The organism is Fontibacillus forbon (assembly GCF_046559655.1).
In the GTDB taxonomy this organism is placed as follows: Bacteria; Bacillota; Bacilli; order Paenibacillales; family Paenibacillaceae; genus Fontibacillus.
The window spans coordinates 89,889-116,254 of sequence record NZ_JBKGFV010000004.1; the positions used below are offsets into that span (position 1 = coordinate 89,889).

A 26,366-nucleotide genomic window follows, 5' to 3' on the forward strand; every position below is an offset into this window, starting at 1 on the left:
AAATTGGGCCCTCTTGGATGCAACTCGACTCCAATAGGGCCCTTTTTTGATTCTAACTATGCTTTTTTTCGTTCCGTCGCTCCCGCCGGTCCGGTAGTTTAGTGTTCACCCGGTCTGCGGATAATTTCCAGCCCTTCCACATGCCGCTTTCCCATCAGCTTCCGTTTCTTACGGTTCTCCTTCGTGTCCAGGACAATATCCAGATCATATTCTTCCGGATACAGCTCCTCTTTCTTGAGATAAGGCTTCAGCCTTTTCCGGTTTATCTTCACCCGCTGTTTCTGAATCATGACGCCGACCATCCCCCGGGAATCTTCGGGTTCGCTAACGATGCCGATTTTTCCAAAGGCGGTGACATAGACGGCGTCTCCGATTTCAAACACCGTCTTTGCCGGTTTAGCATCGCCTATCTCTTCAGATTTCTCTTTGGTATGATCATCAGCCTTATCTCGGGTTTCTGGCCGGTTAGAAACACCGGAACGCGTGACCGGGTCGTTAAATTCCCGCTCCGGAACGATTTCATCCCAGAGCGACATCTTGCCGCCTTCTCCGATCTGACGGCTAACGATATGCTGCGACCTGGCGATAATATCCGCCGTGATCCCCAGCTTTCTGGCGATTTCAATCGCATAGCTTTGGCCGGCCAGTCCGATCGTCAACCGGTACAGCGGCCGCAGCGTCTCGGCGTCAAATTCCATCCGGGCGTTCTGGAACCCTTCCGCCCTGGAGGCAAACGTCTTCAGCTCGTTAAAGTGCGTCGTCACAAGAACCGTGGCCCCTTTGCGGCTGAACTCCTCCAGAATGGCGATCGATAAAGCTATGCCTTCGCCCGGATCGGTGCCTGCGGCCAGTTCGTCGATTAACAGCAGGGTGGACGGGCCTGCGTCCCTTAACATCGACACCAGGGTTTGAATCTGCGCCGAAAAGGTGCTGAGCGACTGCTCCAGATTTTGCCCGTCTCCGATCACGGCCATAATACCGCGGTAAACCGCAAACCGGCTGTCAGGGCTCACGGGCACGAGCAATCCGGATTGCACCATTAGCGCCAATAGGCCGAACGTTTTTAGCACCACCGTCTTACCGCCTGTATTAGGCCCCGTAATAATCAAGGTTTTATAGTCGGAGCCGATCTCCAAGTCCAGCGGTACCATGCTTCCCAGCAGCTTCGGATGCTTAGCTCCCCGCAGCACGGTATCGCCGTGCGCGCTTAGTTCAACGGGTACGCCGCCAATGGAGGCCGCATACTTCGCTTTGGCGAAAATGAAATCATAGGTTCCCGTGATCTCGATGTTCCGGGCAATCTCATCACTTTCTTTTTCCACCAGGTCGGTCAAATACCCGAGAATTTTAGACTCTTCTCTGGCCTCCTCGCCTTGCAGCGCCTCCAGTTCTCCCTGCAGAGATGAAATTTCGTCCGGCTCCATGAACACCGTCTGCCCGCTGGTCGACTGGTCCAGCATCCGGCCTTTGACTTGCCGGTAAAATTCCTTCTTCACCGGGATCACGTACCGCCCTCCCCGCACGCTGACGATGTTCTCCTGCAAAATGGATGCGTAACGCGACATGACGGACTGGATTCGTTTGTTGATCTTCTCCTTCACCATCTCAATCTTCCTGCGCACCTTCTCCAGTTCCCGGCTCGCTTCATTCGTGATGACGCCATGCCGGATGCAGCGCAAAATTTCCTGTCTCACCGCTGGAAGATCCCGGAGCGAACTGGCGTAAACGCCGATTTGCCAAGCCGCATCTCCCTTGGATTCCATATACTTTTTCAACTGGCCGCAGCTCTGTAAAAAAGTCTGCACGGCCATCAGATCCTGCCCCGTGAACAAATACCCCGTTCCCATCAGCGACATGACCAGTTCGATCCCGTCCAGGGACGGAAGGGGGATGCTGGAGCCTTTCCCGATAAGTTCGCGGGCCTCAGCCGTTTCTCCGATCGCCCGCTGTATCATTCTCTTTTCCTCCATCGGTTCCAGTTTCGCAATCCTTGCGCGGCCTTCGTAAGAAACGGCAAACGTCATCAGATCCTGTTTAATGCTTTCATATTCCAGCATGTGTAAAGTGAATTTTTCCATGGGGATGCCTCCTTGAATTGTGTATTGACCAACGAAAAAAGGGCAAAGGACAGCACGAATGCCATCCTTTGCCCTTTCATTTCCGCAATGTAAATATGTCTGTTCATGATCCGAAAGTAACAAAAAAAGCCGTGCTGAAAACAGCACGGCTTCGGTTCGTACTCCGAAGGAACAAACAGCGGTCTGAGAGCGCTGAATGATGTTCTGCGTGTGTTCTTAACTAAATCCACAGACTGAAAACAGGTGCAAAAAATAAAGGGCACTTCGTGCTTCAAAAAAATGAAGGCCCGCTTCCCGATTGACCAGATTTACAGTCCATATGAAATTAATTAGTTAAGAACGTTCACCGACATCAAAATCTCTCCTATTACTTGCAGATGTCATTAATTTACCAAAAACAGCGGTTAAAAGTCAATAACACCGGCCTGCTCCGATTTTCCTGACATTAACATGGAATTTCTTGTTAATTGAGTGAATTGATTTATTTTCATCTTTGCTTCATTTCATGTATTATATTAGAGGTATTTGAATTGTAATTGCGGTGTTAAATAATAAATAGAGATAAACCGAAAGGAAGGATCATACTGTGTCCGCTTTAAACCGTATCAGGCTTGGCAATACAAAGCCGTTCGTTTTTTTCACCCTGATCATGATTCTTAAAACGTATCTTGCCTGGATCTCCATTTTTGACGGCATTCCGCCTTGGGGTCCGCTGCTAAAGGAGCTTCCGTTCATCTGGGTCCTGTTCTGTCTGATTGAATGGTTCTCATCCAAACGCAAAATGGGCATTTATTTGACGGTCAACCTGGCCGTAACGGCGATCTTCTTCGCGGCTATCATGTATCATAAATATTATGGCGTTATCGTCACTTATCATGCGCTTCAACAAGTCAATCAGGTGACGGCGGTCAGTAACAGCGTCTTCTCCCTGTTGGCGCCTTACTATCTGCTGATCTTCCTGGACATCATCGTGATCGGCTTCTGGCTGCTGCGGAAAAAAAGAGCCGAGAAGCTGAAAGCTTACTTCAATATGAAAAGACTGCGTACCGGCGCTATAGCTACGGTTTTCGGGATTTCCATCGCGCTCTGTATCTTTAACGTTTGGCCGAACCGGGCCAGCATGAACGAGATCAAACAAGCCGAGCAAATGGGGATTCTCAATTACGAAACCTATGCCATTTTCTCCAGCAAGCAAGAAGATCTGGTGGACAAAAATCAGATTTCTCAAGCCAAGATCGACCAGTTAAAAGGGGTCACGCAACCGGCAGACCCGAAATTTTTCGGAGCGACCAAGGGCAAGAACCTAATTATCATTCAGCTGGAATCCTTCCAGAACTTCCTGATCAACTTGAAGATCGACGGACAGGAAATTACGCCGAATATGAACTCGCTGGTGAAGGATAACCTGTACTTCAAACATTTTTATCAAATGGTCGGCCAGGGGAATACCTCGGATGCCGAATTCGTAGTCAACACTTCGTTCTATATTCCTTACAACGAAGCGGCAACGCAGAACTATCCGGATAAAGAGCTGCCGAGCCTTCCGAAAATGATGAAGTCGGCGGGCTATGATACCGCAACATTCCATACGAACGTCGTGGATTTCTGGAATCGCGGCGAGCTGTATAAAGCCATCGGTTTCGACCGTTATTACGATCAGAAGTTTTTCGGACAGGAAGATACGGTATTCTTCGGACCGTCCGATGAAGTACTTTACAAGAAAACCGCCGAGGAACTGGATAAAATGCAACAGTCCGGCAAACCGTTCTATTCCCAGGTCATCTCTATGACCGCGCATCATCCGTTTACGATGCCGCATGATAAAGACCGGATTACGCTGCCGGAACGCTTCCAGGACAATATGGTGGGCGATTATATCCGCTCCCAGAATTATGCCGACTATGCGTTAGGCCAATTCATCGACGATTTGAAACAAAGAGGAATTTGGGACAACAGCGTCGTTGTCATCTACGGCGACCATCTCGGCCTGCCGATGTATTCGCTGGATAAACACGGCCTGGAACTGATGCATGAGATCTATGGACGCGATTACAGCTATATTGATATGATCAACATCCCGCTTATCGTTTCTGCACCGGGCATGACTTCACCGACCGTCTTTGACAATGTGGGCGGACAGGTTGACATTCTGCCTACGGTCGCCAACTTGATGGGCATCTCGCTAGAGGATCACCTTCACTTCGGCGAAGATATTCTGAACCAAAGCTATAACCTGCTTCCGCAGCGTTATTACCTGCCTTCCGGCTCCTTCCTCAACGACAAGGCCCTGTTTATGCCGGGCGTCTGGTACGAGGACGGAACCCAGTATCCGTTCGCAGAGGACGGCGTTAGCCAAGCTCTGACGACGGAAAACGAATATAACCGGGCGCTCGAATTGCTTCGGATGTCCGACAGCTATGTGCAGCAGCTTCCCGACCGGGTGAAAGAATCGGAATAATTGAATATTAAAAAAGAGGTGTACGGGTTGACCGTACATCTCTTTTTTTGATGCATAAACCTTACCAGTTATTTCCCGAAACTCTTACAACGTTAAAATTCGGAGTCTGGTCTTCACCGTAAATCGCCGTTATTCCTGGATTATTCACTTTCACATTCGTGAATCGCGCTTCTCCGACAACCGGCCCTTGGCCTTGTTCGGCACGAACTACAAGTTTAATGCCGTAGCGGGACGGATTATTGATGTTGACATTTTCTATGCGGACATTTTGCATCGCCAGATTCTCCGGCGATTTTGTCTGGAACAATAAGCCAAAGTAAACCGGATTATTGATATCCACGTTTTTCACCAGGATGTTCTTGAAGGCTCTGTCTCCGCCATGAAACCAAACGGCTCCGAAATTTTGGTATTCGTTGATCTTGTCATCGGCTCCGACACTGGTCCAAAAGTCTCCGCCGGTCCTGTCCAAGGTAACCCCATCGATGACCGTATCCTTGTCGCCGAATCCTAAAGTATTATATCCAAAGCTTAAACTGCTGATCGTGAGTCCGGGATAGGTTAGCGTATCCGCCGCATAGAGATTCTGATAAAGGTTGTCGGAACCGCCGTATACCGCGAACGCCGCCGCCCGCCTTACGCAGGTTGCTGTTAGATTGGTGTACTTGTTGCCCACGTTGTAGGAACCCCCGGAATCGATGGCGCTGAACAAAGCAAAAGCATCGTCCCCGGCGCCTCTGGAATAATTGTTGTCGATTACATTATAAGACGAACCGTTCGTCATATTGATTCCGTCCGCGAACGTATTTTTGATGCGATTGTTTATGAACGTGTTGTTGGAGGACTTGACGCCCCAATATAAACAGACGAAATGCTCGACCCAAATATTCTGAATCGTTACGTTCCGCATGCCGTCGCCGTCGATAAATTTGCCGGGGCCGTCCACTCTGTACACATAGTTCCCCCAGGCGGACAAGTCTCTGATCGTAGAACCGTTCGCCGATGAACCGATATTAAAGCCCACGTCCGTATTGCTTTGATTCGGCGGAGCGACCAATTTGGTGTGCCAAGGGCCGGCACCGATAATTTCGGTCGCGCGTCCGTAAAGGTAAATTTTATTGCTGATCGTCCATTCACCGGCAGGTATGAAGATCCCTTTTTTGGAGGTATCTTGCCTGAATTCATTCAGCGCCTGCTCTATGGATTTGCTGGCTGAAACTTCAACATATTTCCCCGGGTCCGGATTGGATGCAGCCGCGGCAACATTTTCGGTTTCGATCATGTCTACATAGATCCACGGTACGTCCCCTGCATCTTTTTGAATCTTGATCTTGGTTCCTGCCGGATAAACCTGGTCCAATAGCAACTGGGAGTCCTCATACAGCCAATAAGCCGTTAATCCGGCCCCGGGCTGATTATCGTAACCAAGCCGTCCAAGCGTGCTCGGCGTCGCGTACAAATAAGAGAATTTCGAAGTTACGCTGAACTTTCCTACGCTTTCTCCATCCGCATAAATGCTGACCGTTCCGCTCGTATTCTCCGCAACGGCGTTACGAAGCACAAAGGCATTGGCCGGAGCCGTCAGCGTAAACTCCACGTATTCCCCGTTAGAATCCAGATAAACCGCCGAACGTCCCGAAGCCTCGCCTGCATAATCGCCCGGCTTGAAGTTCGGAGTCAATACGGTGCCGTTTGTACTATTCGTGGTGGACTCCGCTTCAACCACTGTAAACGGCATGTTCGCGCCGCGGCCCACATAAAGACTTGTTGTGCTTGTGTTGTTACTTTGTTTGGCTGCTACTTCATTTTCGTCCGGGGCAACGGAGGCGGATACGGTAAAGCTTCCGTTAGCTGCCGTCCACGTCCCCAAGCTGACATTGACCGACGCTCCCGCGGCTAAAGCTCCGATGTGTGAAGCATTCCATGTTTGGAGGGTAGCTCCTTGCGCATTTTGAAGCATTAAGGTGATGGGATGGGGACCGCTGGAAGTAGCGACGTTCCCTTGATTTTTGAGATTTACCGTAAACGTTGCCGTATTGCCGGCACTCGGATTGCTCGGATTCCACACGGCCGTTGCTACCAAGTCCGAGCTTGGAACCTGGCCCACCACCAAGGAAGGGCTATGGTTGTAGCTGTTATTTCCTTCATTTTGTTCGGCCACGGCATTATTCTCATCGATCTTGGCACCCAGCGTATAGGAACCGGCGTTAAGCACGCCGATCCCGGCGGTTACCGTAACCTCTTCTCCGGCTGCCAAAGCGCTTACCGGTGAGGATGCCGCGAGCGAGTTGTTTAAGTAGAAATTAACCGATGTCGCCGCGGATCCTACGTTCCCCTGGTTCTTGACGGTCGCGCTTAGCGTAATGTTATCCGACTCGGCGGGAGATGAGGGTGACCAGGCCATGCCCGTAATCGTCAAGTCCGGATTCGGCGCTGCCGTCCCGTACACTTCGAATTCCGCAACCTGTCCTGCAGGAGCGCCCGAGTTTGCCGTAATATTTAGTTGTATGCGCTTTGCCAGTGCCGAGACTGGAATCGTAACCGAGTTCCCGGAAGCCGGGTTGAAGGTATAGGATTGCTCGGCAACCAAATTACTGAACGATGTAGTGCTTTGATCATGCCCTAATACTTGAATACTTTGTGTTCTTGTTCCCCATACGGAAGACGGGTTCAGTTTCACGACGACCGAGCTGATGTCGTGGTTTGCGCCAAGGTCGACCGTCAATTGGCTGGGATTTCCGTTTCCTTCCCAATAGGTAGCCGTGTCCCCGTCGTTGCCGTTTTCGGCAATGAACGTATGAATGGTAGATGAAGCCGTAATGGGTTTACCCAACGCCAGGTTGTCCCCGCCCGGTTCCGGCGTCGGTTCGTCTGTTCCGTAAATCTCGAATTCGGAAAGCTGACCTGCCGGCCAGCTTGAATTGGCCGAGAAATTCAGCCGCACATATCTAGTGCTTGTCTCCTGAAAAGAGATGGTTACGGTATTATTGTCTGCAGGATTAAAAGTATAATCCGAGGAACCTACTATATTCGTAAACGTCGAACCGTCTGTGCTGCCTTGAACGTCCAGCGTTTGCGATCTCATTTCCCACCCCGCCGGAATCTTCAGTACGATTTCATCGATGCCGGTGCTCTCGCCAAGATCGACTTGGATCCATTGCGGAAATGCATGGTTTGCGCTTTCCCAATAAGTGCCTTGGTTCCCGTCCTTTACATTGTTCGCTTCATACACATCGGCATAGCTGCTTGCCGTGACATTCTTACCGAGCGTCAAATTGGGATTGCCTTCCGCAAATGCTGCGGAATAAGGCACGACATTCAAGAACAAAGATGTGAACAACATAGTTGCGACAACCGTCCAGACCAACAATTTATTGCGCATTATTCTCCTCCTCAATAATTTGGATTCGAGAATTCACATGAACCGTCCCCACCGATTGTTAGCGCTTACAATTTTCGTGTGACACATCGTCTATAAATTCCACCTCCACCTCGTTTGTAATCTCCTGAATAAACCAGGATATCCAAATTATAGATTGTATTTTTCGCATGCCTAAGGTGTATTTCAAAGAAAAACAGGTCTATAATTACGTAATTTTCCATTCTATGCAAAAGGCTGCCCCTTTGCAGCCAGAAGCTTAAAGGGCAGCCTAATTTGATTTTCTCCCTAGATAAAATCTTTCAATTCTTCTAAAGCGCCGGACTGGCTAAAGTTTCATTGCACCGATTCTGCTCCTGCTCTCTCTCCTTCCGAAGATCGTCCTCTTTCATCCGCAAAAATTTGCGCCTCCGCCAGCGGAAGAAGGAAAGCACGCCCCGTACATATTCATCGGTAATCATGCAGGAGTAGATAGCGATGATGCCGATGCCCAGGGAAACGCCGAATACATACGAACAGCCGGTGGCGACGACCCACATGAAGATCAGCGAGATTTTCATCGTATACTTGGTATCGCCTACCGCATTAAGCGAGTTACCGATCGCCATATTGACCATTTTACCGGGTTGAAGCAACAGGTTTAACCATAGCAGTGCCGTACAAAGATTCAGAATATCGGTATCTTTCGTAAACAATCCAAGTACGTTCCGGCCGAACAGAACCAGAATAAATGCATTGACAATCACGAGCGGCAAACCGACCTTAAGCACTTTAAACACGGCATGGTAAGCCTCTTTGGTCTTGCCCGCTCCATACAGATGGGCGATCTGGATCTGCGCGGCCAGAGCCAGCGAGAAGCCGAGCAAGAAACAAAACGATTCCAGCGTATTCATATACGTCCTTGCGGCCAATTCCGTTGAGCCTAGCATCGCTAGGAAGGAGAAGATCGCCAATTGCGAAAACACCCAGCTTGCCGAATTGACGCCGAGCGGCCAGCCGATGACCAAAATTTCCTTGAACAGCTTGCGGTCAAAAATTGAAAAATCGCGAGGCCCGATTTTTCGTTGAAAAGAACTCAGGAAAATGATGAATAATACGATCGTGGCCAAAAGCCGGCTTATGACAGTGGAAATCGCCACTCCGGTCAAGCCCCATTGCGGGAACCCGAACTCTCCGAAGATGAAGCCATAGTTCATGATAATATGAATGACGTTCATGCCGATCGCTGTCATCATCGGCCCCTTCGTATTGCCGGTATTCCGGATCGCCGTGCCGAGCACCGCCATCGCGGCGGTAAGTATCATGCCGCCGCCGACTACGGAGATATACACCTTCGCTAACGGCAGCAATTCCTCCGGAAGCTGCAGCATTCTGGCGATCGGCCCGGGTGCCGCGATCAGCAGGATGCTAAGGAGAAGACCGATGGCCACCGTTACTTTAAACGCGATTATGGCAACGGTGCGCGCCTCTTCTTCTTTACGGGAGCCGATTTTTTGAGCGATTACAATCCCCGCGCCGCTTGCCACCGTGGCAAACAGGGTCATCAGGGCATTAAACAGCTGATTGGAAAACCCGACCACCGCAACCGCGTTGTCCGAAATCCGGCTCACCATCAGCGTGTCGACCGATCCAAGCAAAAATTGCAAAAACTGTTCGATAAAGATGGGCCATGCGAGCAGCCAAAGGGAAAATTTGTTTTTCTCGCTGTCCTTTTTTTTCATCATTATTACAACCTCCTGTAGAACGGGGACGGTTCTACCTGCCCGCATTAAACTTTTAGCATGAAACAAATTATAGATGGTATAGTAAAATTAATGTATCAGTTAATCAACTCAATCTTTCATTATTCAAACCTTAATCATTAAATAACTGGAGGTGTCATATGCCGCCTGTAATTGAATTCACCGCTCCGCCGCTCCCCCACTATATTACCAGCGGATTGTCCCCGCTTCCGATCGGCGGCAAACACCTCAGCCGCAAAGACATCGGCGCATTCGACCTGCTTGTCGTAGTCCGGGGTTGCCTCTATGTCGAAGAGAGCGGAAACAAGTACGAAATTACGGAAGGGCATGCACTAATTCTGCTTCCCGACAGCTACCACTACTCTTATGAGGGCTGCAAAGAGGAGACGCTTCATTACTGGACTCATTTTCAAATTCTCGGGGAATGGAGAGTCATCGACGACGAAGAATATCATCTCAGCCAAGGACGGCATTCCGAAGGAGAACAGGGGTATGTATCGCTCCCCCCTTTTTCGGTTACTTCCTACACGGTGGCTCTTCCCCAATTCACCAAACTGGCCCAGCCGCAAAAAATGGCTGAGGCCATTAACGAATTAAACGAGATGAACCGGAATATACATCTGGCGAGCGTCCGGCTGAAACAGCAAGCATTATTTCAGGAAGTCATCATGCTGCTGTCAGCTTCGCTAGGGGCCGATGGTCCATCCCCCCAGTCCGCCTGCGCCGAACGTGCGGCTTCTTACTTGCGCGAACATTACCGCGATCCTTTTTCGGCAAAAAAATTGGGAGAGGCCATTAACTTTCATCCGGTCTACATCGCCCGCTGCATGCAAAAAGTATTCGGCTGCTCGCCGTCCACCTATTTACTCCGGCTGCGGATCGACCAATCCAAGCTGCTGCTGATTCAAACGGATTTGCCAGTGGAACGCGTCGCCGAAGAAGTCGGCTTTAATCTTGCCGCCTACTTCACCGCCAGCTTCACCCGGTTCGAAGGGATGTCACCCCGGAAATACCGGCAGCGTTTCGCCTGGAACAAGCCTTAAACCTGAGATCAAGGGACCTCGACAATTATTACCTGTCCAACTATTTTGCGTATAGGACGGCGCTCCTCTATAATCAAGTAAAGCCATTCTATTAATCTAATAATTTATTACTGGAGGAAATGCGTTGACACAAGTGAAAATCTTCGCGGACAGCATCTCTGATATCCCGGAATCCTGGATGATTCAGTACGATATCGGAATTGTTCCGCTTTATGTCGTGTTCGGTGAAAAGGCCTACAAGGATAAACTTGAAATCACCACGACCGATATTTACCGGCGGGTCGACGAAACCGGGGAATTGCCCCGCACGTCGGCACCGTCCCCCGCAGACTTCATTGCGGCCTTCACGCCCTGGATTGAGCGAGGTGATACGATCCTGTTTATCAGCATGTCTTCCAAGCTCTCCTCAACTTACCAGAACGCCCTGATCGCCGCGGATGAGCTGCCTGAGGGACGCGTCATCGTCGTAGATTCACTCAATGTGTCAGGAGGCGTTGCCCTGCTTGTCATAAAGGCGGCTCAGGCAGCCCAAGCGGGAGCAAGTCCAGGCGAGATCGTTACGATGCTGGAGGATCTCCGAGACCGGGTCGAAATCGAAGTGCTGGTCGACAGCCTGGATTACCTTCATAAGGGAGGGCGCGTCTCTAATGTGCAGCATATGATCGGTAGCCTGCTGAAAATCCGTCCCGTGCTGCGCATCAAGGAAGGGCTCGTCATCTCCGCCGATAAATATAGAGGCAAAACCGAAAAAGCAGTAGAACGCATGCTACAGCACTTCACGGAAAATATTCATAAGGTTGACCGGGAATTGATTATCGTTGCCCAAACGTTGGCCGAAAGAGCGGCTGATTATATCCGAACCACGCTGCTCGAAAAGACGGATACCCGGGAGGTCGCCGTAATTGAAGGCGGCTGCGCCATTTCGTGCCATTGCGGACCGCGTACCGTAGCTATCATGTATTTGCGCAATAAAGCGTATATCATGTAACCTTCTTACGAAACCAAAAAAGCTGGTCTTTCACAAAAAAATTGACCGAGAAAGGCGCGTCTCCCGCCGGGAATTTATCTCTGCATGGGGGACGGCCTTTTTTTTGCTTATCCCCCTGTTGCTTAGGTGTAAATAAAGGATACGGAAACTTTTTTGGAAACCGGTTCGTAATAATGAATTAGAGGCTACTACACATTGGCGGAGGTGGTACGGATGATTCGGGGCTCCATCTATAAAAAAACGGTCTGCGCTTTGCTGGTTTGCGGTTTGGTTCTTCCGGGCCAACCCCATGCCTACGCCGGCTACTTCAGCGATCTGTATCAAGGGGTAAAAGAACTGTCGGAACTCCCCAGCGAGGTAAACGAGCTTAAAGCAAACTATCAAATGACGCAGGACAAGCTTGCAGAAGCGGAATCGACCATGGAAGCGTATCGGCAGCAAAACGAAGCACTGCTGGAGCAGAACCGCGAACTAAGCGCCTCGGTAGCTGCCCTAACCGAAGCCCAGCAAGCCCGGGAGGCGAATGCCCGAAAGACGCGGATCCTAATCCTGACCGGTGTGCTTCTGCTTGCCGGATATTTTATCCTGCTTCGAGTCATTCGCTTGGTGCTCCGTCGATAATTGTATTGCAAGTTTATCCGGTCGGAACCAAGTGACTTCCCTAGAGAAATGAATAAGGAGGGATCTGCACGATGAAAATTGTTTATGATATAGAACCCTCGGGCTATGGGGGACAAGCCGTTACCTTCGAAGTTTACGAAGGCGAAAAACTCCATGTCCTGCATCCGGCCCAAATCATTGCCTTCAAGGGACCCTCCGGCAGCCGCACCGACAAGCTCATGAATATGAAAGGCATGTACCGGAAAAAGAAACTGATCCGGGCCGATTTCACGGGAGCCTGCCAATTCGTGGCCGCGATGCCTCCGTCCATCACCCTTAAGCCCATCAAGCTGACATCCGGGAGCGATCTGCTGTACGACTTCAGGCATCTCTTTTTTTATACGGACGGTGTCAAGATGGAGTCCCGGCTGCTCAGCATGAAAAATATGATGATTACCCGGGATGCCATAAAGATGAAATTTTCCGGAGACGGGGAAATCGGAATCCTGACGCAGGGTCAGGTGCTCGAACTCCCGCTCGAACCGGATGAGCCGCTGTATGTCGAAGCGGGCTGCGTTATCGCTTATCCCGAAAACGCCAAGCTGGAGCTATCCGTATACGGCAACCATCTGGCAAGCCAGCACATGAAATACCAGTGGAAGATCACCGGCCACGGCTCGGTGCTGATCCAATCCGGCGGCGGAAGCCGGGAGCTCGAACGCGATCTGGACAACAACGACGGGATCGTTAAACGGTTCCTGCGCGAAGCCATTCCGTTCGGCGGCGTGTTTATCAAGTAGGATAAAGTTGCGTGGAGGCCGTACTGGCTGATGAGCCAGTGTGGTTGGGAGGCTGGTGTGGCCGGGTGGTTGGTGTGACTGCGGTGACTGGTGTGACTACTGGTGTGACTGGTGTGACTAGTGTGACTGGTATGACTGGTGCGACTGGTGTGACTGGTGCGACTGGTGCGACTGGTGTGACTGGTGCGACTGGTGCGACTAGTGTGACTGGTGTGACTGGTGTGACTGGTGTGACTGGTGCGACTGGTGTGACTGGTGTGACTGGTGCGACTGGTGCGACTGGTGTGACTGGTGTGACTGGTGCGACTGGTGTGACTGGTGTGACTGGTGCGACTGGTGTGACTGGTGCGACTGGTGTGACTGGTGCGACTGGTGCGACTAGTGTGACTACTGGTGTGACTGGTGTGACTGGTATGACTACGGTGACTGGTATGAATACGGTGACTGCGGTGACTAGTGTGACTACTGGTGTGACTGGTGTGACTGGTATGACTACGGTGACTGATGAGCCTGTTGTGCCTGTGCTTCAGCGTGCCCACCCCCTGGCGGCACAAATAACTGTATTATCTACAGTTAATTCGCGAGATAGGTAAGCTTTTTGCGAATTAACTGTAAAACCTCCAGCTAATTCTCCGGTTTTCGGCGCTTCCGGGCAGATTGGATCCAAATAACTGTAGGTTTTCCAGCTAATTAGTTTGTAGAAGGCCAATCGTGAAAATTAGATGCAGGAAATACAGTTAATTTATCGGATTCACTCTCCCAAATCACAAAAAGCGCGCTGCCCGCCAAAGCACCAGGTGCTTTGAGAGCAACGCGCTTTTTTGCGCCGGTTTATTTTTTCCCCGCATCAATATCCTGTGGGCGCAAGCCCTCCCAAATGTTCGGGATGTCTACCTCCTCCGGATCCTCGAACACGAGGAACGCCGTCGGCAAATAGCGCTCGCCGTACTCGGAGGACGGCTTGTTGACAATGTCTCCGCCTTCCTTTACCAGTACGGAGGAAGATCCCCCGTCCAGGTTGGCGGCGATGACCGCGCCGTGGTCCAGCATGATTTGCTGGACATCGTAAAGGCTCGCTCCGATGCTGTATCCCGGCTGGCGGCCGTCAATGATGACGAACAGGACCGCGCCGTCCTCTCTTTGCCCCATCGCGGTACGGGGCGCTATTCCCCAGCCTTCTTTCTGGCTGCGGATTTGACCCTTGCCGTTAACGATAATCCGCGGCTGAAAGGTCACCGCTTCCTGTATGCCCAGCTTATCCAACTCGTCGAGCGTATATTTGCCGGCGATCATCTTCCCTTGCTTATCAAGCCCGACCACCTGGGTCGATGCGTTTTTGCTGATTCCGTTGTAATACAGCTTCCCCTGCGAGATGACGACCCCGATCGGCTTAAAGCCGTTGCCTTTCCAGTTCGGGTCGGCAAAGCCGCCACCGTTCACTCCGGCCACAGCGCCGGTTCGGGCAACCATGCTGGATACCTTCTCCCCTTTGCCTCTTTTGGCGGGAACGCCCAGCCGGATTTTCGTCGGATCGTTTACAGTCAGCACGTAACCGTGATATCCGGTTCCGGACACTTCCTCTACTTCGATCAGCGGCTTCTCCTCCTGTGCCTTCTCTTCATCTTCCTGAGCGGGCAGCGTAATCGTGTGGGTGTCCTTTTCCGTGCCCATATCGTCAAACTGTTTCTGGTAAGCCGCCACTCTCTTATCCAGCTCCGCTTGTCCGATTATATATTTCGCCCAATGGCGATGCTGCGTCGTAATCAAGGTATCCGCCATGAGAAAACGCATGTTGTTGCCTGAAGGCGTAAGGAACAACCAAATCACCGCCAATACTCCTAAAAGCATCATTAAGGTGATCATCCTGCCGACAAACCGGAGAAATCCTCCTTTACGCCGCTTATTCTTACGTTTACGTTTGTTAGCCCCGCTTCCCTTTCTTGCCGAAGAACGGCTGGGCAGCGATGTGGGCTCAGGCTGCATAACTTGCATACTTACTCTCCTAACTGCTTACTGATTTACATGCTATTCATGTAAACGTCTGGCAGAAGATAAAAGTTTCATTTCACTAGACTGTTATTCACATCGCATTCGGCTGCCAGTGTTCGGATCAGTGCCATAAGCAGTGGCAACTGCATTGTTCAATTTGTTGTAAACCCTTAAGTAATAAAAAACACCAATCCCTTGTTTGAAGGGACTGATGTCTTCTTGATTTTGAAAAGCGGCCTTATGCGCAAAATCTTCCGCGCACCGCATAAATCTCCCGGAAACCCCGGCTTTTCAGAAGTCTGGCTGCTTTTTTACTTTGAAGCAGGCTGTCCGAGAGGATGACTACCGGTTCATCCGGAGACAGCTCTTTGTCCCAGAGGTACGGAAGCCGTCCTATCGAAATGTTGATCGCGCCATTAACATGACACTGTTCATAAAAGAACGCATCACGGACATCGATCATCTTGGCCTGACCCGTCAACTCAGGCGTCTCCCGGAGCTTGCTCGCTTCCACGTAAGCCAACCCTTTCACGGGCCAAAAGCGGCGCACCAGCCATAAGCCCGCCGCGCCAGCGCTCAGCAGAACGGTATATATCCATATCATCATGTATTAAACCAGTTCACCTCTCCAGGCGAGCAGACCGCCGACCATATTCACGGCGTTATAGCCACGTTCGGAGAGCAGTTCGCAGGCCAGTCCGCTCCGTGCTCCGCTGCGGCATACGATAAACCACTCCTGCTTGGGATCGAGCTCTTCGTATCTCTCGGGCAATTGCCCTAACGGAATATGCTTGGCCCCCGGGATATGGCCTTCTTCCCATTCAACGGGCTCCCTTACGTCCACAATATTCAAGGCATCCCCACGTTCGAGCCGTTCGGCTAAATCATGGGCGGAAATTTCTCTGTCGGGTTGAAAACTCATAATCTCGGTCAACTCCTTGACATCAGTTTGGTGGATTTGGTTGAATCTTAAACGTACGTTCTGTATTCTCTGTTCTATGCTATCTGCTTTTCACAAGCAGCTCTACCGCTTCCTGAACCAGCTTTTCGGTAGTATGGCCTTCGGCTTGCTCTTTCAGCAGGCAGTGCTGCAAATTATCCGCCACGATTTGCGCGATCGCCTTGTCGGATGCATTGCGGACCGCGGAAAGTTGGCTGACGACGTCCTTGCAGGATTTGCCCTCCTCCATGAGGCGCAAAACACCGCGGACCTGGCCCTCAATCCGCTTCAACCGCCGCTTCAAGTCTTCCGAATAATGAACTTCATGATCTGCCATCGGAGTCCCTCCATGCTATATAGAATACCCCTATGGGTATAAATGATAATAAAGAAGAAGACCATTGTCAATCTCGACTACACATATCCTTATAGACACAAAAGACCCGCCCCATACAAGCCCGGGGCAGGTCATATTACTTGCGAAGCCGAAGCGGCGGTTTGCCGATAACTATCGGGCGGAGCACATTCCAGACAGCTAAGGAGCACTGCTGGAGTTCCTCCGCAGAGTATCCCAGCATACGTACGATTATGCCGGATTGTCCCGCCAAAGTACTGGCACCTGCCAGCACAGGCGGGGCTGCCTCGAGAATGTTATCGATCGCATCCAGCTCCGGTTTGCCCAAGCCTTCAGCCACAATCCACAAAGCCGCTGTATGCGTATAATCCATCATGGCCGCCGGTCCGCCATGCGGGCTGAATCCAGATCCCGGCGCCAGAACAAAAGAATCCCAAGCCACCAAATCAGGACCTCTCCATATTTCCGTCGCAGACTTATAAGAACTGAAAGCATACACCTCTCCGTGATGAATGCGCCCGGCCGACCAAATCTCGCCGTACGCCAGCACGGCATCCGGACCCAAATGAAAAATGGTGTTCGTCATGCAACTGGAGCCGCGAAAGGGGATGATGCATTCCGGGAAATATTCCAGTACGGCCCCTCCCGCCAATTGGAAAGACTGCTCAACAGCAGATGGAAGGTAGGGCGTCGGATGCAGCCGCAGCGCCGAAGTACTGCCCAAGATGACATGCGCCTTTTTATCCAGATTCCACTCGGATCGGTAGCGATCTCCGTCCATCACGCCGGGAGAAACATCCGTTGTGTATACGCACAACTCTCCTGTCCCTCCCTCGGGGCGAAACGCGCGACTGATTCTGAGCGGAGCCGTGTAATAACGTTCGGAGAAGCAAGTTTTCCCATTCCGATCCACGGAAAATCCGGCACGAAGCTCGCTGAACCGCTCTTTTTTCGGAGAAGGCGAGCTATGTGCCTCAATGGTGGACATGAGCATGCGGTTCGGTATTTTCTCCAAGGAGCTGATGTTCAATCCAGTGCACGATTTCGGAGACTCCTTCACCGCTCATCAGATTGGACATGACATAAGGTCGTCCTTCGCGTACTTTTTCCGTATCCCGCCGCATGACCTCCAAACTGGCGCCGACAAACGGAGCCAAATCCGTTTTATTGATCAGCAGCAGGTCCGAACGGGTAATTCCCGGACCGCCTTTGCGAGGAAGCTTCTCTCCTTGGGCCACATCGATCACGTAAATAAACAAATCGACCAGTTCCGGGCTGAATGCGGCAGCCAGATTATCCCCGCCGCTTTCGATGAGAATCATCTGCAAGTCTGCGAACCGGGATTCCAGTTCTTCAATCGCTTCGAAATTCATCGAAGCATCCTCGCGGATCGCGGTATGTGGACATCCGCCCGTTTCCACGCCGATAATCCGGCTCGGATCCAGCGCGTTTTGACGGAGCAAAATTTCGGCGTCCTCTTTGGTATAAATATCATTTGTAATTACGGCCAAACTGTACCTGGTGCGCATTGCTTTCGACAGCTTCTCGACAAGTGCCGTTTTTCCGGAGCCTACCGGTCCGCCGATTCCGACCCGCAGCGGCCTGCTGGTGTCGATTTGCTTCCGCTCCCATTCCGCATGATGATGATGCCCGTTTCCTTGACACATATAAATTCCCCCTCTTAATTAATCCGGATTATCAAGACATGAACAACCGGGAATGCAGCGTTTCGTGCCGCATGGCATAGATCTCCTGAACCACCCCGATCGAAGATATATCATCCAAAGTCCGTTCCCTGACGCGTTCCCACTCCCGGCAAATTTCCGGCAGAACGCGGGAGATGATGCTCTGAACCTCTGTCTGCCCGATGGACATCAATCGAAGCCCGGCGTTGGCGGCACCCATCACAGAAATATAGAGATATCCGCAGACCGTATCCTGGACAGGGACATTCAGTTCCTTGCCGAGCCAAGCCAATACCGCCGGAAAAGTACAGGGAGTCCTGTGCAGCGACACCGCTTCATCCATCAGCCGGCAGGATAGTTCGGGATACAGAGATCGGCTCAGCTTCAAAAGGCGCTTTCCCATTTTTTGAACCCCTTCCCTGGATTCTCTGGAACCCCGCTGCGCGTGTAAAATATGGTCGATCCGGGCCATTTCGCCGGAATCCCGTCTTTCGGCGGCCTCGTAGATGCCTTTCATGGCAAGCCCCTCCAACGACACCGATCCCGATTGAAGTTGACTGAGCAGGTACTGTTCCAAATCGCCCCCCGTTACAATCTTTCCCTCAACACAGTAGGTTTCCAGTCCGAAAGAGTGCGAAAACCCGCCGACAGGCAGCGCCGAATCCAACAATTGGCTGAACCGGAGCATTCGGAGACTCTCCATGAACGACACCTGCCTTCCTTTCGTTAAGCATCCAATAAGCCTAAAACATAAAATATCGCTGAGCCATGGGCAGCACCTGCGCAGGCTCACAAGTCAAGGGAACACCGTCCGCTTTAACTTCATAGGTTTCGGGATTTACCTCAATGTTCGGAGTGGCGTCGTTCAGAACCATATCTTTTTTACCGATGGAACGACAGTTTTGAACCGGTTTAACCGTCTTGTTCAGCCCGAGTGTCTCCTGGATTCCCGCATCATAAGCAGCCTTGGAAACGAAGGTGATCGAACCCGCCGCAATGGCTTTCCCATAGGCTCCAAACATAGGCCGGCCATACACCGGCTGAGGAGTCGGTATCGAAGCGCCAGGATCACCCATCTGCGCGTAAGCGATCATCCCCCCTTTAAGAACCAGCTCGGGTTTAACGCCAAAATAGCTGGGCTGCCAAAGGACCAGATCAGCCCATTTGCCGACTTCAATCGACCCGACGATATGGCTGATTCCTTGCGCAATCGCGGGATTGATCGTGTATTTGGCGATATAGCGCCTGATCCGGTCGTTATCGCCGGGCGAACTTTCGCCAAGTGAGAGATGCCCCCGCTGACGCTTCATTTTGTCGGCCGTCTGCCAGGTCCGGATGATCACTTCGCCCACTCGGCCCATAGCTTGGGAATCCGAGCTGATGATACTGAATACGCCCAGATCGTGCAAAATATCTTCCGCCGCGATCGTTTCGGGACGAATGCGCGAATCCGCGAAAGCAACGTCTTCGGGAATATCCGGGTTAAGATGATGGCAGACCATGAGCATATCCAAATGCTCCTCAACCGTGTTCACGGTAAACGGACGCGTAGGATTGGTAGAGGATGGAATCACGTAAGGCTCGGCTGCGGCCCGGATGATATCCGGAGCATGGCCGCCGCCGGCTCCCTCCGTATGATAGGTGTGAATCGTGCGCCCCCCTATGGCTTCCAGCGTTGTCTCCAAAAAGCCGGTTTCATTCAATGTATCTGTGTGAATCGCTACCTGCACATCGAATTCGTCCGCAACGGACAGACAGGCGTCGATTGCTGCAGGTGTAGATCCCCAATCCTCATGCAACTTCAGTCCGATGGCTCCGGCCATCACCTGTTCAGCCAGCGGCTCGCGGCTGGAGCTGTTTCCTTTGCCAAGAAATCCGATATTCATCGGAAAAGCTTCCGCCGCTTCCAGCATGCGGGCGATATGCCATGATCCGGGCGTGCAGGTCGTCGCATTCGTTCCGGTGGCCGGCCCCGTTCCGCCCCCGATCATCGTCGTAATGCCGGAGGCCAGAGCGACCGTGATCTGCTGCGGGCAAATAAAATGGATATGGGCGTCAATTCCGCCCGCCGTTACGATCAGTCCCTCGCCTGCGATGATTTCCGTCGCAGCTCCAATGACGAGCGCCGGATCGACTCCATCCATCGTATCCGGATTTCCGGCCTTGCCGATGCCGCAAATGAACCCGTCCCGAATTCCGATATCGGCCTTTACGATACCCCAATGATCTATAATCAGCGCATTCGTAATGACGGTGTCAGGCGTGCCAGACTGCCGGGTTGCTTCTACCGACTGCCCCATACCGTCGCGGATCACCTTGCCGCCTCCGAATTTGCACTCATCGCCATAGACGGTCATGTCCCGCTCGACCTCCGCCCACAGTTCCGTGTCCGCCAGCCTAACGGCATCGCCTACGGTCGGGCCAAACATGGAAGCATACTGGGAGCGCGTCATTTGAAACATCACTCATTCACCTCTTTTCCTAGATTTTCGCGAATCGTCCAGAAAGACGCTTAACTTCTCTTCCGAAGGAGGTGAGGACAGCGGTCCGTCCGTCAAATGATTCAACCCCCGGATGATCCGGTTCCCGCCGAACGAGGTTAAGGACACGCTCTTCTCTTCCCCCGGCTCGAATCTGGTTGCCGTACCGGCCGGTATGCTTAGCCGTTTTCCATATGCAAGGATCCTGGGAAATTCCAGAGCAGGGTTTACTTCATAAAAATGAACATGGGAACCTACCTGTACGGGCCGATCACCACAATTTCTTACCTTGAGGCTGATGCTGGATCGTCCTTCATTGCATATGACGTCTCCTTGACGCAACCTGTATTCTCCAGGAATCATAGCCCAACACCTCCCAAATGCCGCTATTCGTCAACGAATCGGCTCGTGAACGGTCACCAGTTTAGTGCCATCCAAAAATGTAGCTTCTACCTGCACCTCGGAAATCATCTCCGGTACCCCTTCCATACAATCCTCCCGCTTCAGCACAGTCCCCCCGTAGTGCATCAGCTCGGCAACGCTCATCCCGTCTCTGGCGCGCTCCATGACTTCGGCAGTAAGAATGGCCATCGCTTCCGGAACGTTGAGCTTAAGTCCCCTGTTTTTTCGGGCCAATGCCAATTGGGCCGCTACAGTAATAAGCAGTTTTTCTTTTTCTTGTTCCGTCCAATGCGTATAAATCCCCCCTCTTCAAAATACGTCACTAAATATCACACAACTCTCAAAAAAACAAACTGGATATCTTTCACATTTCATTTTGATGTTAAATATACTTACATAAAAATCGTAATTATGTCAATGTAGTGGAAAGAAATTTAATTTTATATTATTTTCATGTAAGAATTGTTGACATAATTTTCTTCCCCCACCTATAATGTGGAATAACGAACATAGCTTAAAGGCGAATGGGGTCATTAACCTCGAACGAGAATGTTCGGAAATAAAAAAGGGAGTGGGGACTATGAAGTTTAACAAAATCATAAGCAAAAGCTTGGCGGTGCTCTTAGCGGCGACTGTCGTACTATCCGGCTGCCTGGCAGAAAAAGAAGCGGCTCCGAAGGCAAATTCCGGTGGCAGTACGCCCTCTGCCGAAGCATCCGGCGATACCATTAAAGTGGGCATCCTTCACTCCTTAAGCGGCACGATGGCCATCAGTGAAGTATCGGTCAAAGACGCGGAGCTTCTGGCTATTGAAGAGATCAACGCGGCTGGCGGGGTGCTCGGCAAACAGATCGAGCCTATTCTTGAAGACGGTGCTTCCGACTGGCCGACATTCGCGGAAAAGGCAGGCAAATTGCTTCAGCAAGACAAGGTAGCCGCCGTATTCGGCGGTTGGACCTCAGCCAGCCGCAAAGCCATGCTCCCGGTTTTCGAACAAAACAACGGTCTTTTATTTTATCCCGTACAATACGAAGGACTTGAATCCTCGCCAAACATCTTCTATACCGGGGCAACCACCAATCAGCAAATCGTCCCCTCCGTCAGTTGGCTTCTGGAAAACCGCGGCAAAAAGATGTTCCTCTTAGGCTCCGACTATGTCTTCCCCAGAACGGCCAACAAGATCATCAAAGCTCAGCTTGAAGCCGAAGGCGGCGAATTGGCCGGCGAAGAATACACCCCTCTCGGACATACCGACTACAGCACCGTAATCAGCAAAATCAAAGAAGCCAAACCGGATATCGTGTATAACACGTTGAACGGCGACAGCAATGTAGCCTTTTTCAAGCAATTAAAAGATGCCGGCATTACCTCAAAAGATCTCACAACGCTATCCGTCAGCGTAGCCGAAGAGGAAATCCGCGGCATCGGAGCTGACGTGCTGCAAGGACATCTGGCGGCATGGAATTATTACCAAACCACCGATACGCCGGAAAACAAGACCTTCGTCGAGAAATACAAAGCAAAATACGGCAGCGACCGCGTCACCGCCGACCCTATTGAAGCCGGGTATACTGCGGTATACCTTTGGAAAGCGGCGGTTGAAAAAGCCGGATCCACCGATGTGGCCAAGGTGAAGGAAGCGGCCAAAGGAATCGAATTTGCCGCTCCTGAAGGCAAAGTGACGGTCGATGGCGATAACCAGCATATCTATAAAACCGTTCGAATCGGCGAAGTAGGCGCCGACGGTCAATTCAAGGAACTCTGGAATTCCGGCGAGCCGGTCAAACCCGATCCTTATCTTAAATCCTATGAATGGGCTACCGGGTTAAGCGACGGTCAATAGTCAGAAACCCCGGCATTCAGAGGAGATTCAACCAGCTTCAGAGCAATCTTGGCGGGCCAGCGGAGCCCGCCAGGAAAGGAGACATATATGGAAATGTTAATTTCGCAAGCATTTAACGGGCTCAGTGTCAGCTCCGTCCTGCTGCTGATCGCGCTCGGTCTCGCTGTCACCTTCGGATTGATGAACGTGATCAATATGGCCCATGGCGAATTGATCATGATCGGAGCTTATTCCGCTTACTTGACTCAAAACGCTTTTGCCGTTTACCTGCCTAAAGCATGGTATGACGCTTACTTTTTTGCGGCACTGGCCTTTTCCTTCCTGATTGCCGCAGTTATCGGCTGGCTGCTTGAGGTGCTGCTCATCCGGCATTTGTACGGACGCCCGCTTGACAGCCTGCTCGCTACCTGGGGGGTGGGAATGGCATTACAGCAGGTGGCCCGTTTTATTTTCGGTGCTCCGAATGTGGCGGTCACCAGCCCTTCTTGGCTTAACGGCGGGCTTGCCGTGACATCGAACATCGTCCTTCCCTACAAGCGTTTGTTCATTCTTGTTCTCGTCGCCGTTGTCCTGACGGCCATGTATCTGTATATCTACAAAACCGCTTCGGGCAGACGAATGCGCGCCGTCATGCAAAACCGTGATATGGCAGGCTGTCTCGGAATTTCCACGCGGCGGGTGGACGCACTTACCTTTGCCATCGGCTCCGGCATAGCCGGGATCGCCGGCTGCGCACTCACGCTTCTCGGCCCTATCGGCCCATCGATCGGAACTTATTACATCGTGGACGCCTTTATGGTCGTCGTTCTGGGCGGCGTGGGCAAACTGATCGGAACGGTAGCGGGAGCATTAGGAATCGGCTTGTTTAATACCCTGTTCGAAACATACACCAGCGCATCGATCGGCAAAGTGCTGGTGTTCGCCTGCATCGTCGCATTCTTGCAGTGGAAACCACGCGGATTAGTCGCGATGCGTAGCCGAAGCCTGGATTAAAAGGAGGAATAGACATGTTGATGAAATGGATGAATCCGGGCGGCAAAACTCGTACGGCTCGCATTATATGGGCCATCATTTTTGCCGCGCTGATCATGGCCCCCCTGTTCACGACCCCCTTCAGGCTCGGACTGTTCACCAAGTTTTTGGCGCTTGCCATTCTGGCGGTCGGCCTGGATCTGATCTGGGGTTACGGCGGGATTCTCAGCCTCGGTCATGGGGTCTTCTTCGGCCTCGGCGCCTATGCAATGGCCATGTATTTGAAGCTTAGCACCAGCGGCAGTTCCATTCCCGATTTCATGAACTGGAGCGGCCTCACCTCCCTCCCTTTCTTTTGGGAGCCGTTTCGTTATTTTCCGGTCGCATTCCTGTTGGGTATTCTGATCCCCGCAGGGCTTGCGCTAATTCTCGGGTATTTCACCTTCCGTAACCGGATCGTCGGCGTGTATTTCACCATCCTGACGCAAGCGCTGGTCATGATCGTGGTCACTTTGTTTATCGGTAAACAGGAATGGACCGGCGGAACAAACGGGATCACCGGCTATAACGGCATCTTCGGGTTCTCATTTCATGATCCGACGACCCGGATCGCTCTTTACTTCATTACATTGGTCGCTCTGATCCTCGCGTATCTTCTCTGCCGCTACATCGTTCGCAGCAGGGCCGGGCAAGTGCTTGAGGCCTCGCGCGACGGTGAGAACCGGGTCCGCTTCCTGGGGTATGACCCCGCCCGCTATAAGACCTTCGCTTTTGCCGTATCCGGCGGTCTTGCCGGTTTGGCAGGCATGCTCTTCGTTCTCCAGGTAGGCATCATATCCCCTTCCATGATGGGCATCGTACCTTCGATTGAGATGGTGCTGTGGGTCGCTCTAGGCGGAAGAGGCACTCTGATCGGTGCGATCATTGGAACGCTGCTCCTGAACGCAGCCAAAACCGGAATTAGCGAAGCCTATCCGGAAGGATGGTTGCTTGTACTCGGCGCGCTGTTCGTTGCCGTCGTCGTTTGGATGCCGAACGGATTGATCGGGCTTTGGAACAAGGCAGTGCAAATCTTATCGCGCAAAGGAGGTGCGGAACATGCAGTCATTCGCAAAGAAGGTTGATTATTCTACCGCCGTGCGCTTTCAAATCCAGGAGACCACACGGTCTCGGGTCGTACTGGCGGCAGAAGACATCACCGTCTCCTTCGGCGGTTTTATGGCGGTCCGCGGGATGAGCCTGGCCCTTCGCCAGCATGAGCTGCACTTTTTGATCGGCCCGAACGGTGCCGGGAAGACGACGATGCTGGATGTAATCTGCGGCAAAACCAAGGCCGCCTCCGGCAGGGTTATGCTGGACGGGAAAACCGACTTGAGTCGAAAACGCGAATTCGAGATCGCCTCTCTGGGCATCGGACGCAAATTTCAGGCGCCATCGGTTTTTTCAAATCTAAGCGTACAGGAAAATCTTGAGCTCGCGGGTAACCGCAACCGCTCGGTACTGCCATCTCTCCGAACCCGGCGAAACGCGGGAATGACGGTGGAAATGGACCGGGTGCTGGAGCGGATCGGGCTTTCGGGACGCAGCGGTACCCGGGCCGGATCGCTGTCTCACGGCGAGAAGCAGTGGCTGGAAATCGGCATGCTGCTGCTGCAGAAACCATCCGTGCTGCTGCTCGATGAGCCGGTGGCGGGCATGACGGATGACGAAACCGTCAAAACCGGGGAACTGCTGAAAGAAATCGCCAAAGAATGCTCCGTTGTCGTCGTGGAGCATGATATGGATTTCGTCCGCTCGTTCGCCGCCAAAGTCACCGTGATGCATGAAGGCAAACTGCTGAAGGAAGGTACGATGGCGGAAATTCAGCGCGATCCCGCGGTTGCCGAGGTGTACCTCGGGAAAAGGAGGGACGATCATGCTGCAACTTCAAGCCATTGAATCGGGATACGGAGAAAGCCCGGTATTGCGGGATGTAAGCTTAAGAGTGAGTTCCTCCCAGGTCGTGTGCCTGATCGGACGCAACGGAGTCGGCAAGACGACGCTCATGCGCACGTTGATGGGGCAACTCAAAATCCGCCGCGGCAGGATGACACTGGGCAATGCCGACGCGACCGGGTGGGATTCCGTCTTCCGTGCCAGAAACGGCATCGGCTACGTTCCACAGGGACGTGAAATATTCCCGATGCTGTCGGTAAAAGAAAACCTGCTGCTAGGATTGGAGCCCTGCACGACAAAATCAAAAACCTTTCCCCAGGATGTGCTGGACCTGTTCCCCATACTGCCGACTATGTATCACCGCCAAGGCGGAGATTTGAGCGGCGGCCAACAGCAGCAGCTCGCTTTCGCCAGAGCCTTGGCTTCCCGGCCAAAGCTGCTTCTGCTCGACGAACCGACCGAGGGCATCCAGCCTTCCATTGTCGAGGAAATCCGCGATGTCATATATGGCATAAAAGCGCGGGGCGACACCTCGGTGATCCTTGTCGAGCAGAGCATCGACTTTGTCCGCAGCGTCGCCGATTACATTTACGTTATGGATAAGGGCACCATCGTGGCCGAAGGCGATCCGGAGCAGATCGATATGGAACAATTCGAACACTATTTGACGGTATGAAAGG

23 protein-coding genes are annotated in these 26,366 nt (G+C 52.0%); 10 read left to right on the forward strand and 13 right to left on the reverse strand.

The annotated features are described in order from the left end of the window. Positions 1-98 precede the first annotated feature (98 nt). Positions 99-2,078 (reverse strand): endonuclease MutS2, encoded by a 1,980-nt coding sequence (locus tag ACLB09_RS16065; RefSeq protein ID WP_410770870.1) that lies wholly within the window; start codon positions 2,076-2,078, stop codon positions 99-101. 586 nt (positions 2,079-2,664) lie between these two features. On the opposite strand from ACLB09_RS16065, the gene ACLB09_RS16070 reads away from it, so the two are divergent. After that, entirely contained in the window at positions 2,665-4,536 is a 1,872-nt protein-coding gene (locus ACLB09_RS16070) for an LTA synthase family protein (protein ID WP_410770871.1), read from the forward strand. 61 nt (positions 4,537-4,597) lie between these two features. On the opposite strand, the gene ACLB09_RS16075 is transcribed toward ACLB09_RS16070, so the two are convergent. Together ACLB09_RS16075 and ACLB09_RS16080 are read right to left on the reverse strand one after the other, a co-directional pair. Next, positions 4,598-7,915 (reverse strand): discoidin domain-containing protein, encoded by a 3,318-nt coding sequence (locus ACLB09_RS16075; protein ID WP_410770872.1) that lies wholly within the window; start codon positions 7,913-7,915, stop codon positions 4,598-4,600. Between the two features lie 308 nt (positions 7,916-8,223). Continuing rightward, complete coding sequence (locus tag ACLB09_RS16080; protein ID WP_410770873.1) at positions 8,224-9,636, reverse strand: MATE family efflux transporter; 1,413 nt, start codon at positions 9,634-9,636, stop codon at positions 8,224-8,226. Between the two features lie 158 nt (positions 9,637-9,794). Here ACLB09_RS16080 and ACLB09_RS16085 point away from each other — a divergent pair, with 158 nt between their 5' ends. The 4 genes from ACLB09_RS16085 (at position 9,795) to ACLB09_RS16100 (ending at position 13,085) form a co-directional block, all read left to right on the forward strand. Further along, the gene (locus ACLB09_RS16085; RefSeq protein ID WP_410770874.1) at positions 9,795-10,697 is read left to right on the forward strand and encodes a helix-turn-helix transcriptional regulator; all 903 of its coding nucleotides are present in this window, start codon (positions 9,795-9,797) and stop codon (positions 10,695-10,697) included. A 124-nt stretch (positions 10,698-10,821) separates the two neighbouring features. Then, complete coding sequence (locus ACLB09_RS16090; RefSeq protein WP_410770875.1) at positions 10,822-11,685, forward strand: DegV family protein; 864 nt, start codon at positions 10,822-10,824, stop codon at positions 11,683-11,685. 213 nt (positions 11,686-11,898) lie between these two features. Next, on the forward strand, positions 11,899-12,306 hold the full coding sequence (locus tag ACLB09_RS16095) for a hypothetical protein (RefSeq protein ID WP_410770876.1): 408 nt from the start codon (positions 11,899-11,901) through the stop codon (positions 12,304-12,306). 71 nt (positions 12,307-12,377) lie between these two features. Next, positions 12,378-13,085 (forward strand): AIM24 family protein, encoded by a 708-nt coding sequence (locus tag ACLB09_RS16100; RefSeq protein ID WP_410770877.1) that lies wholly within the window; start codon positions 12,378-12,380, stop codon positions 13,083-13,085. An 831-nt stretch (positions 13,086-13,916) separates the two neighbouring features. On the opposite strand, the gene ACLB09_RS16105 is transcribed toward ACLB09_RS16100, so the two are convergent. The 10 genes from ACLB09_RS16105 to ACLB09_RS16150 all read right to left on the reverse strand — a co-directional run bounded on the left by ACLB09_RS16105 (position 13,917) and on the right by ACLB09_RS16150 (position 21,236). Further along, entirely contained in the window at positions 13,917-15,068 is a 1,152-nt protein-coding gene (locus ACLB09_RS16105; protein ID WP_410771396.1) for a phosphodiester glycosidase family protein, read from the reverse strand. Between the two features lie 244 nt (positions 15,069-15,312). Continuing rightward, positions 15,313-15,681, reverse strand: a complete 369-nt coding sequence (locus ACLB09_RS16110; protein WP_410770878.1) for a rhodanese-like domain-containing protein — start codon at positions 15,679-15,681, stop codon at positions 15,313-15,315. A gap of 3 nt (positions 15,682-15,684) precedes the next feature. Further along, on the reverse strand, positions 15,685-15,996 hold the full coding sequence (locus tag ACLB09_RS16115) for a rhodanese-like domain-containing protein (RefSeq protein WP_410770879.1): 312 nt from the start codon (positions 15,994-15,996) through the stop codon (positions 15,685-15,687). 79 nt (positions 15,997-16,075) lie between these two features. Then, positions 16,076-16,351, reverse strand: a complete 276-nt coding sequence (locus tag ACLB09_RS16120; protein WP_410770880.1) for a metal-sensitive transcriptional regulator — start codon at positions 16,349-16,351, stop codon at positions 16,076-16,078. A gap of 136 nt (positions 16,352-16,487) precedes the next feature. Further along, complete coding sequence (locus ACLB09_RS16125) at positions 16,488-17,186, reverse strand: urease accessory protein UreD (protein ID WP_410770881.1); 699 nt, start codon at positions 17,184-17,186, stop codon at positions 16,488-16,490. A 157-nt stretch (positions 17,187-17,343) separates the two neighbouring features. Next, complete coding sequence (ureG, locus tag ACLB09_RS16130) at positions 17,344-18,036, reverse strand: urease accessory protein UreG (RefSeq protein WP_410770882.1); 693 nt, start codon at positions 18,034-18,036, stop codon at positions 17,344-17,346. A gap of 31 nt (positions 18,037-18,067) precedes the next feature. Continuing rightward, a complete protein-coding gene (locus ACLB09_RS16135) occupies positions 18,068-18,757 on the reverse strand; it encodes an urease accessory protein UreF (RefSeq protein ID WP_410770883.1) in 690 nt (229 codons plus the stop codon). 40 nt (positions 18,758-18,797) lie between these two features. After that, positions 18,798-20,516 carry an urease subunit alpha gene (gene ureC / locus ACLB09_RS16140; protein ID WP_410770884.1) on the reverse strand — a complete coding sequence of 573 codons (1,719 nt, stop codon included), beginning with the start codon at positions 20,514-20,516 and terminating at the stop codon, positions 18,798-18,800. A 3-nt stretch (positions 20,517-20,519) separates the two neighbouring features. Beyond that, the gene (ureB, locus tag ACLB09_RS16145; protein WP_410770885.1) at positions 20,520-20,897 is read right to left on the reverse strand and encodes an urease subunit beta; all 378 of its coding nucleotides are present in this window, start codon (positions 20,895-20,897) and stop codon (positions 20,520-20,522) included. A 30-nt stretch (positions 20,898-20,927) separates the two neighbouring features. Continuing rightward, the gene (locus ACLB09_RS16150; protein WP_410771397.1) at positions 20,928-21,236 is read right to left on the reverse strand and encodes an urease subunit gamma; all 309 of its coding nucleotides are present in this window, start codon (positions 21,234-21,236) and stop codon (positions 20,928-20,930) included. Between the two features lie 280 nt (positions 21,237-21,516). On the opposite strand from ACLB09_RS16150, the gene urtA reads away from it, so the two are divergent. The 5 genes from urtA to urtE all read left to right on the forward strand — a co-directional run bounded on the left by urtA (position 21,517) and on the right by urtE (position 26,362). Further along, a complete protein-coding gene (urtA, locus tag ACLB09_RS16155) occupies positions 21,517-22,779 on the forward strand; it encodes an urea ABC transporter substrate-binding protein (protein ID WP_410770886.1) in 1,263 nt (420 codons plus the stop codon). 87 nt (positions 22,780-22,866) lie between these two features. Then, positions 22,867-23,772: an urea ABC transporter permease subunit UrtB gene (gene urtB / locus ACLB09_RS16160; protein WP_410770887.1), complete on the forward strand. Its 906-nt coding sequence runs from the start codon at positions 22,867-22,869 to the stop codon at positions 23,770-23,772. 14 nt (positions 23,773-23,786) lie between these two features. Continuing rightward, the gene (gene urtC / locus ACLB09_RS16165; RefSeq protein WP_410770888.1) at positions 23,787-24,875 is read left to right on the forward strand and encodes an urea ABC transporter permease subunit UrtC; all 1,089 of its coding nucleotides are present in this window, start codon (positions 23,787-23,789) and stop codon (positions 24,873-24,875) included. Next, complete coding sequence (gene urtD / locus ACLB09_RS16170) at positions 24,850-25,689, forward strand: urea ABC transporter ATP-binding protein UrtD (RefSeq protein ID WP_410770889.1); 840 nt, start codon at positions 24,850-24,852, stop codon at positions 25,687-25,689. The genes urtC and urtD overlap by 26 nt, the downstream gene beginning before the upstream one ends. Further along, positions 25,667-26,362, forward strand: coding sequence for an urea ABC transporter ATP-binding subunit UrtE (urtE, locus tag ACLB09_RS16175; protein WP_410770890.1), 696 nt, complete (start codon positions 25,667-25,669; stop codon positions 26,360-26,362). Before urtD ends, urtE begins: the two co-directional genes overlap by 23 nt. Positions 26,363-26,366: the final 4 nt, after the last annotated feature.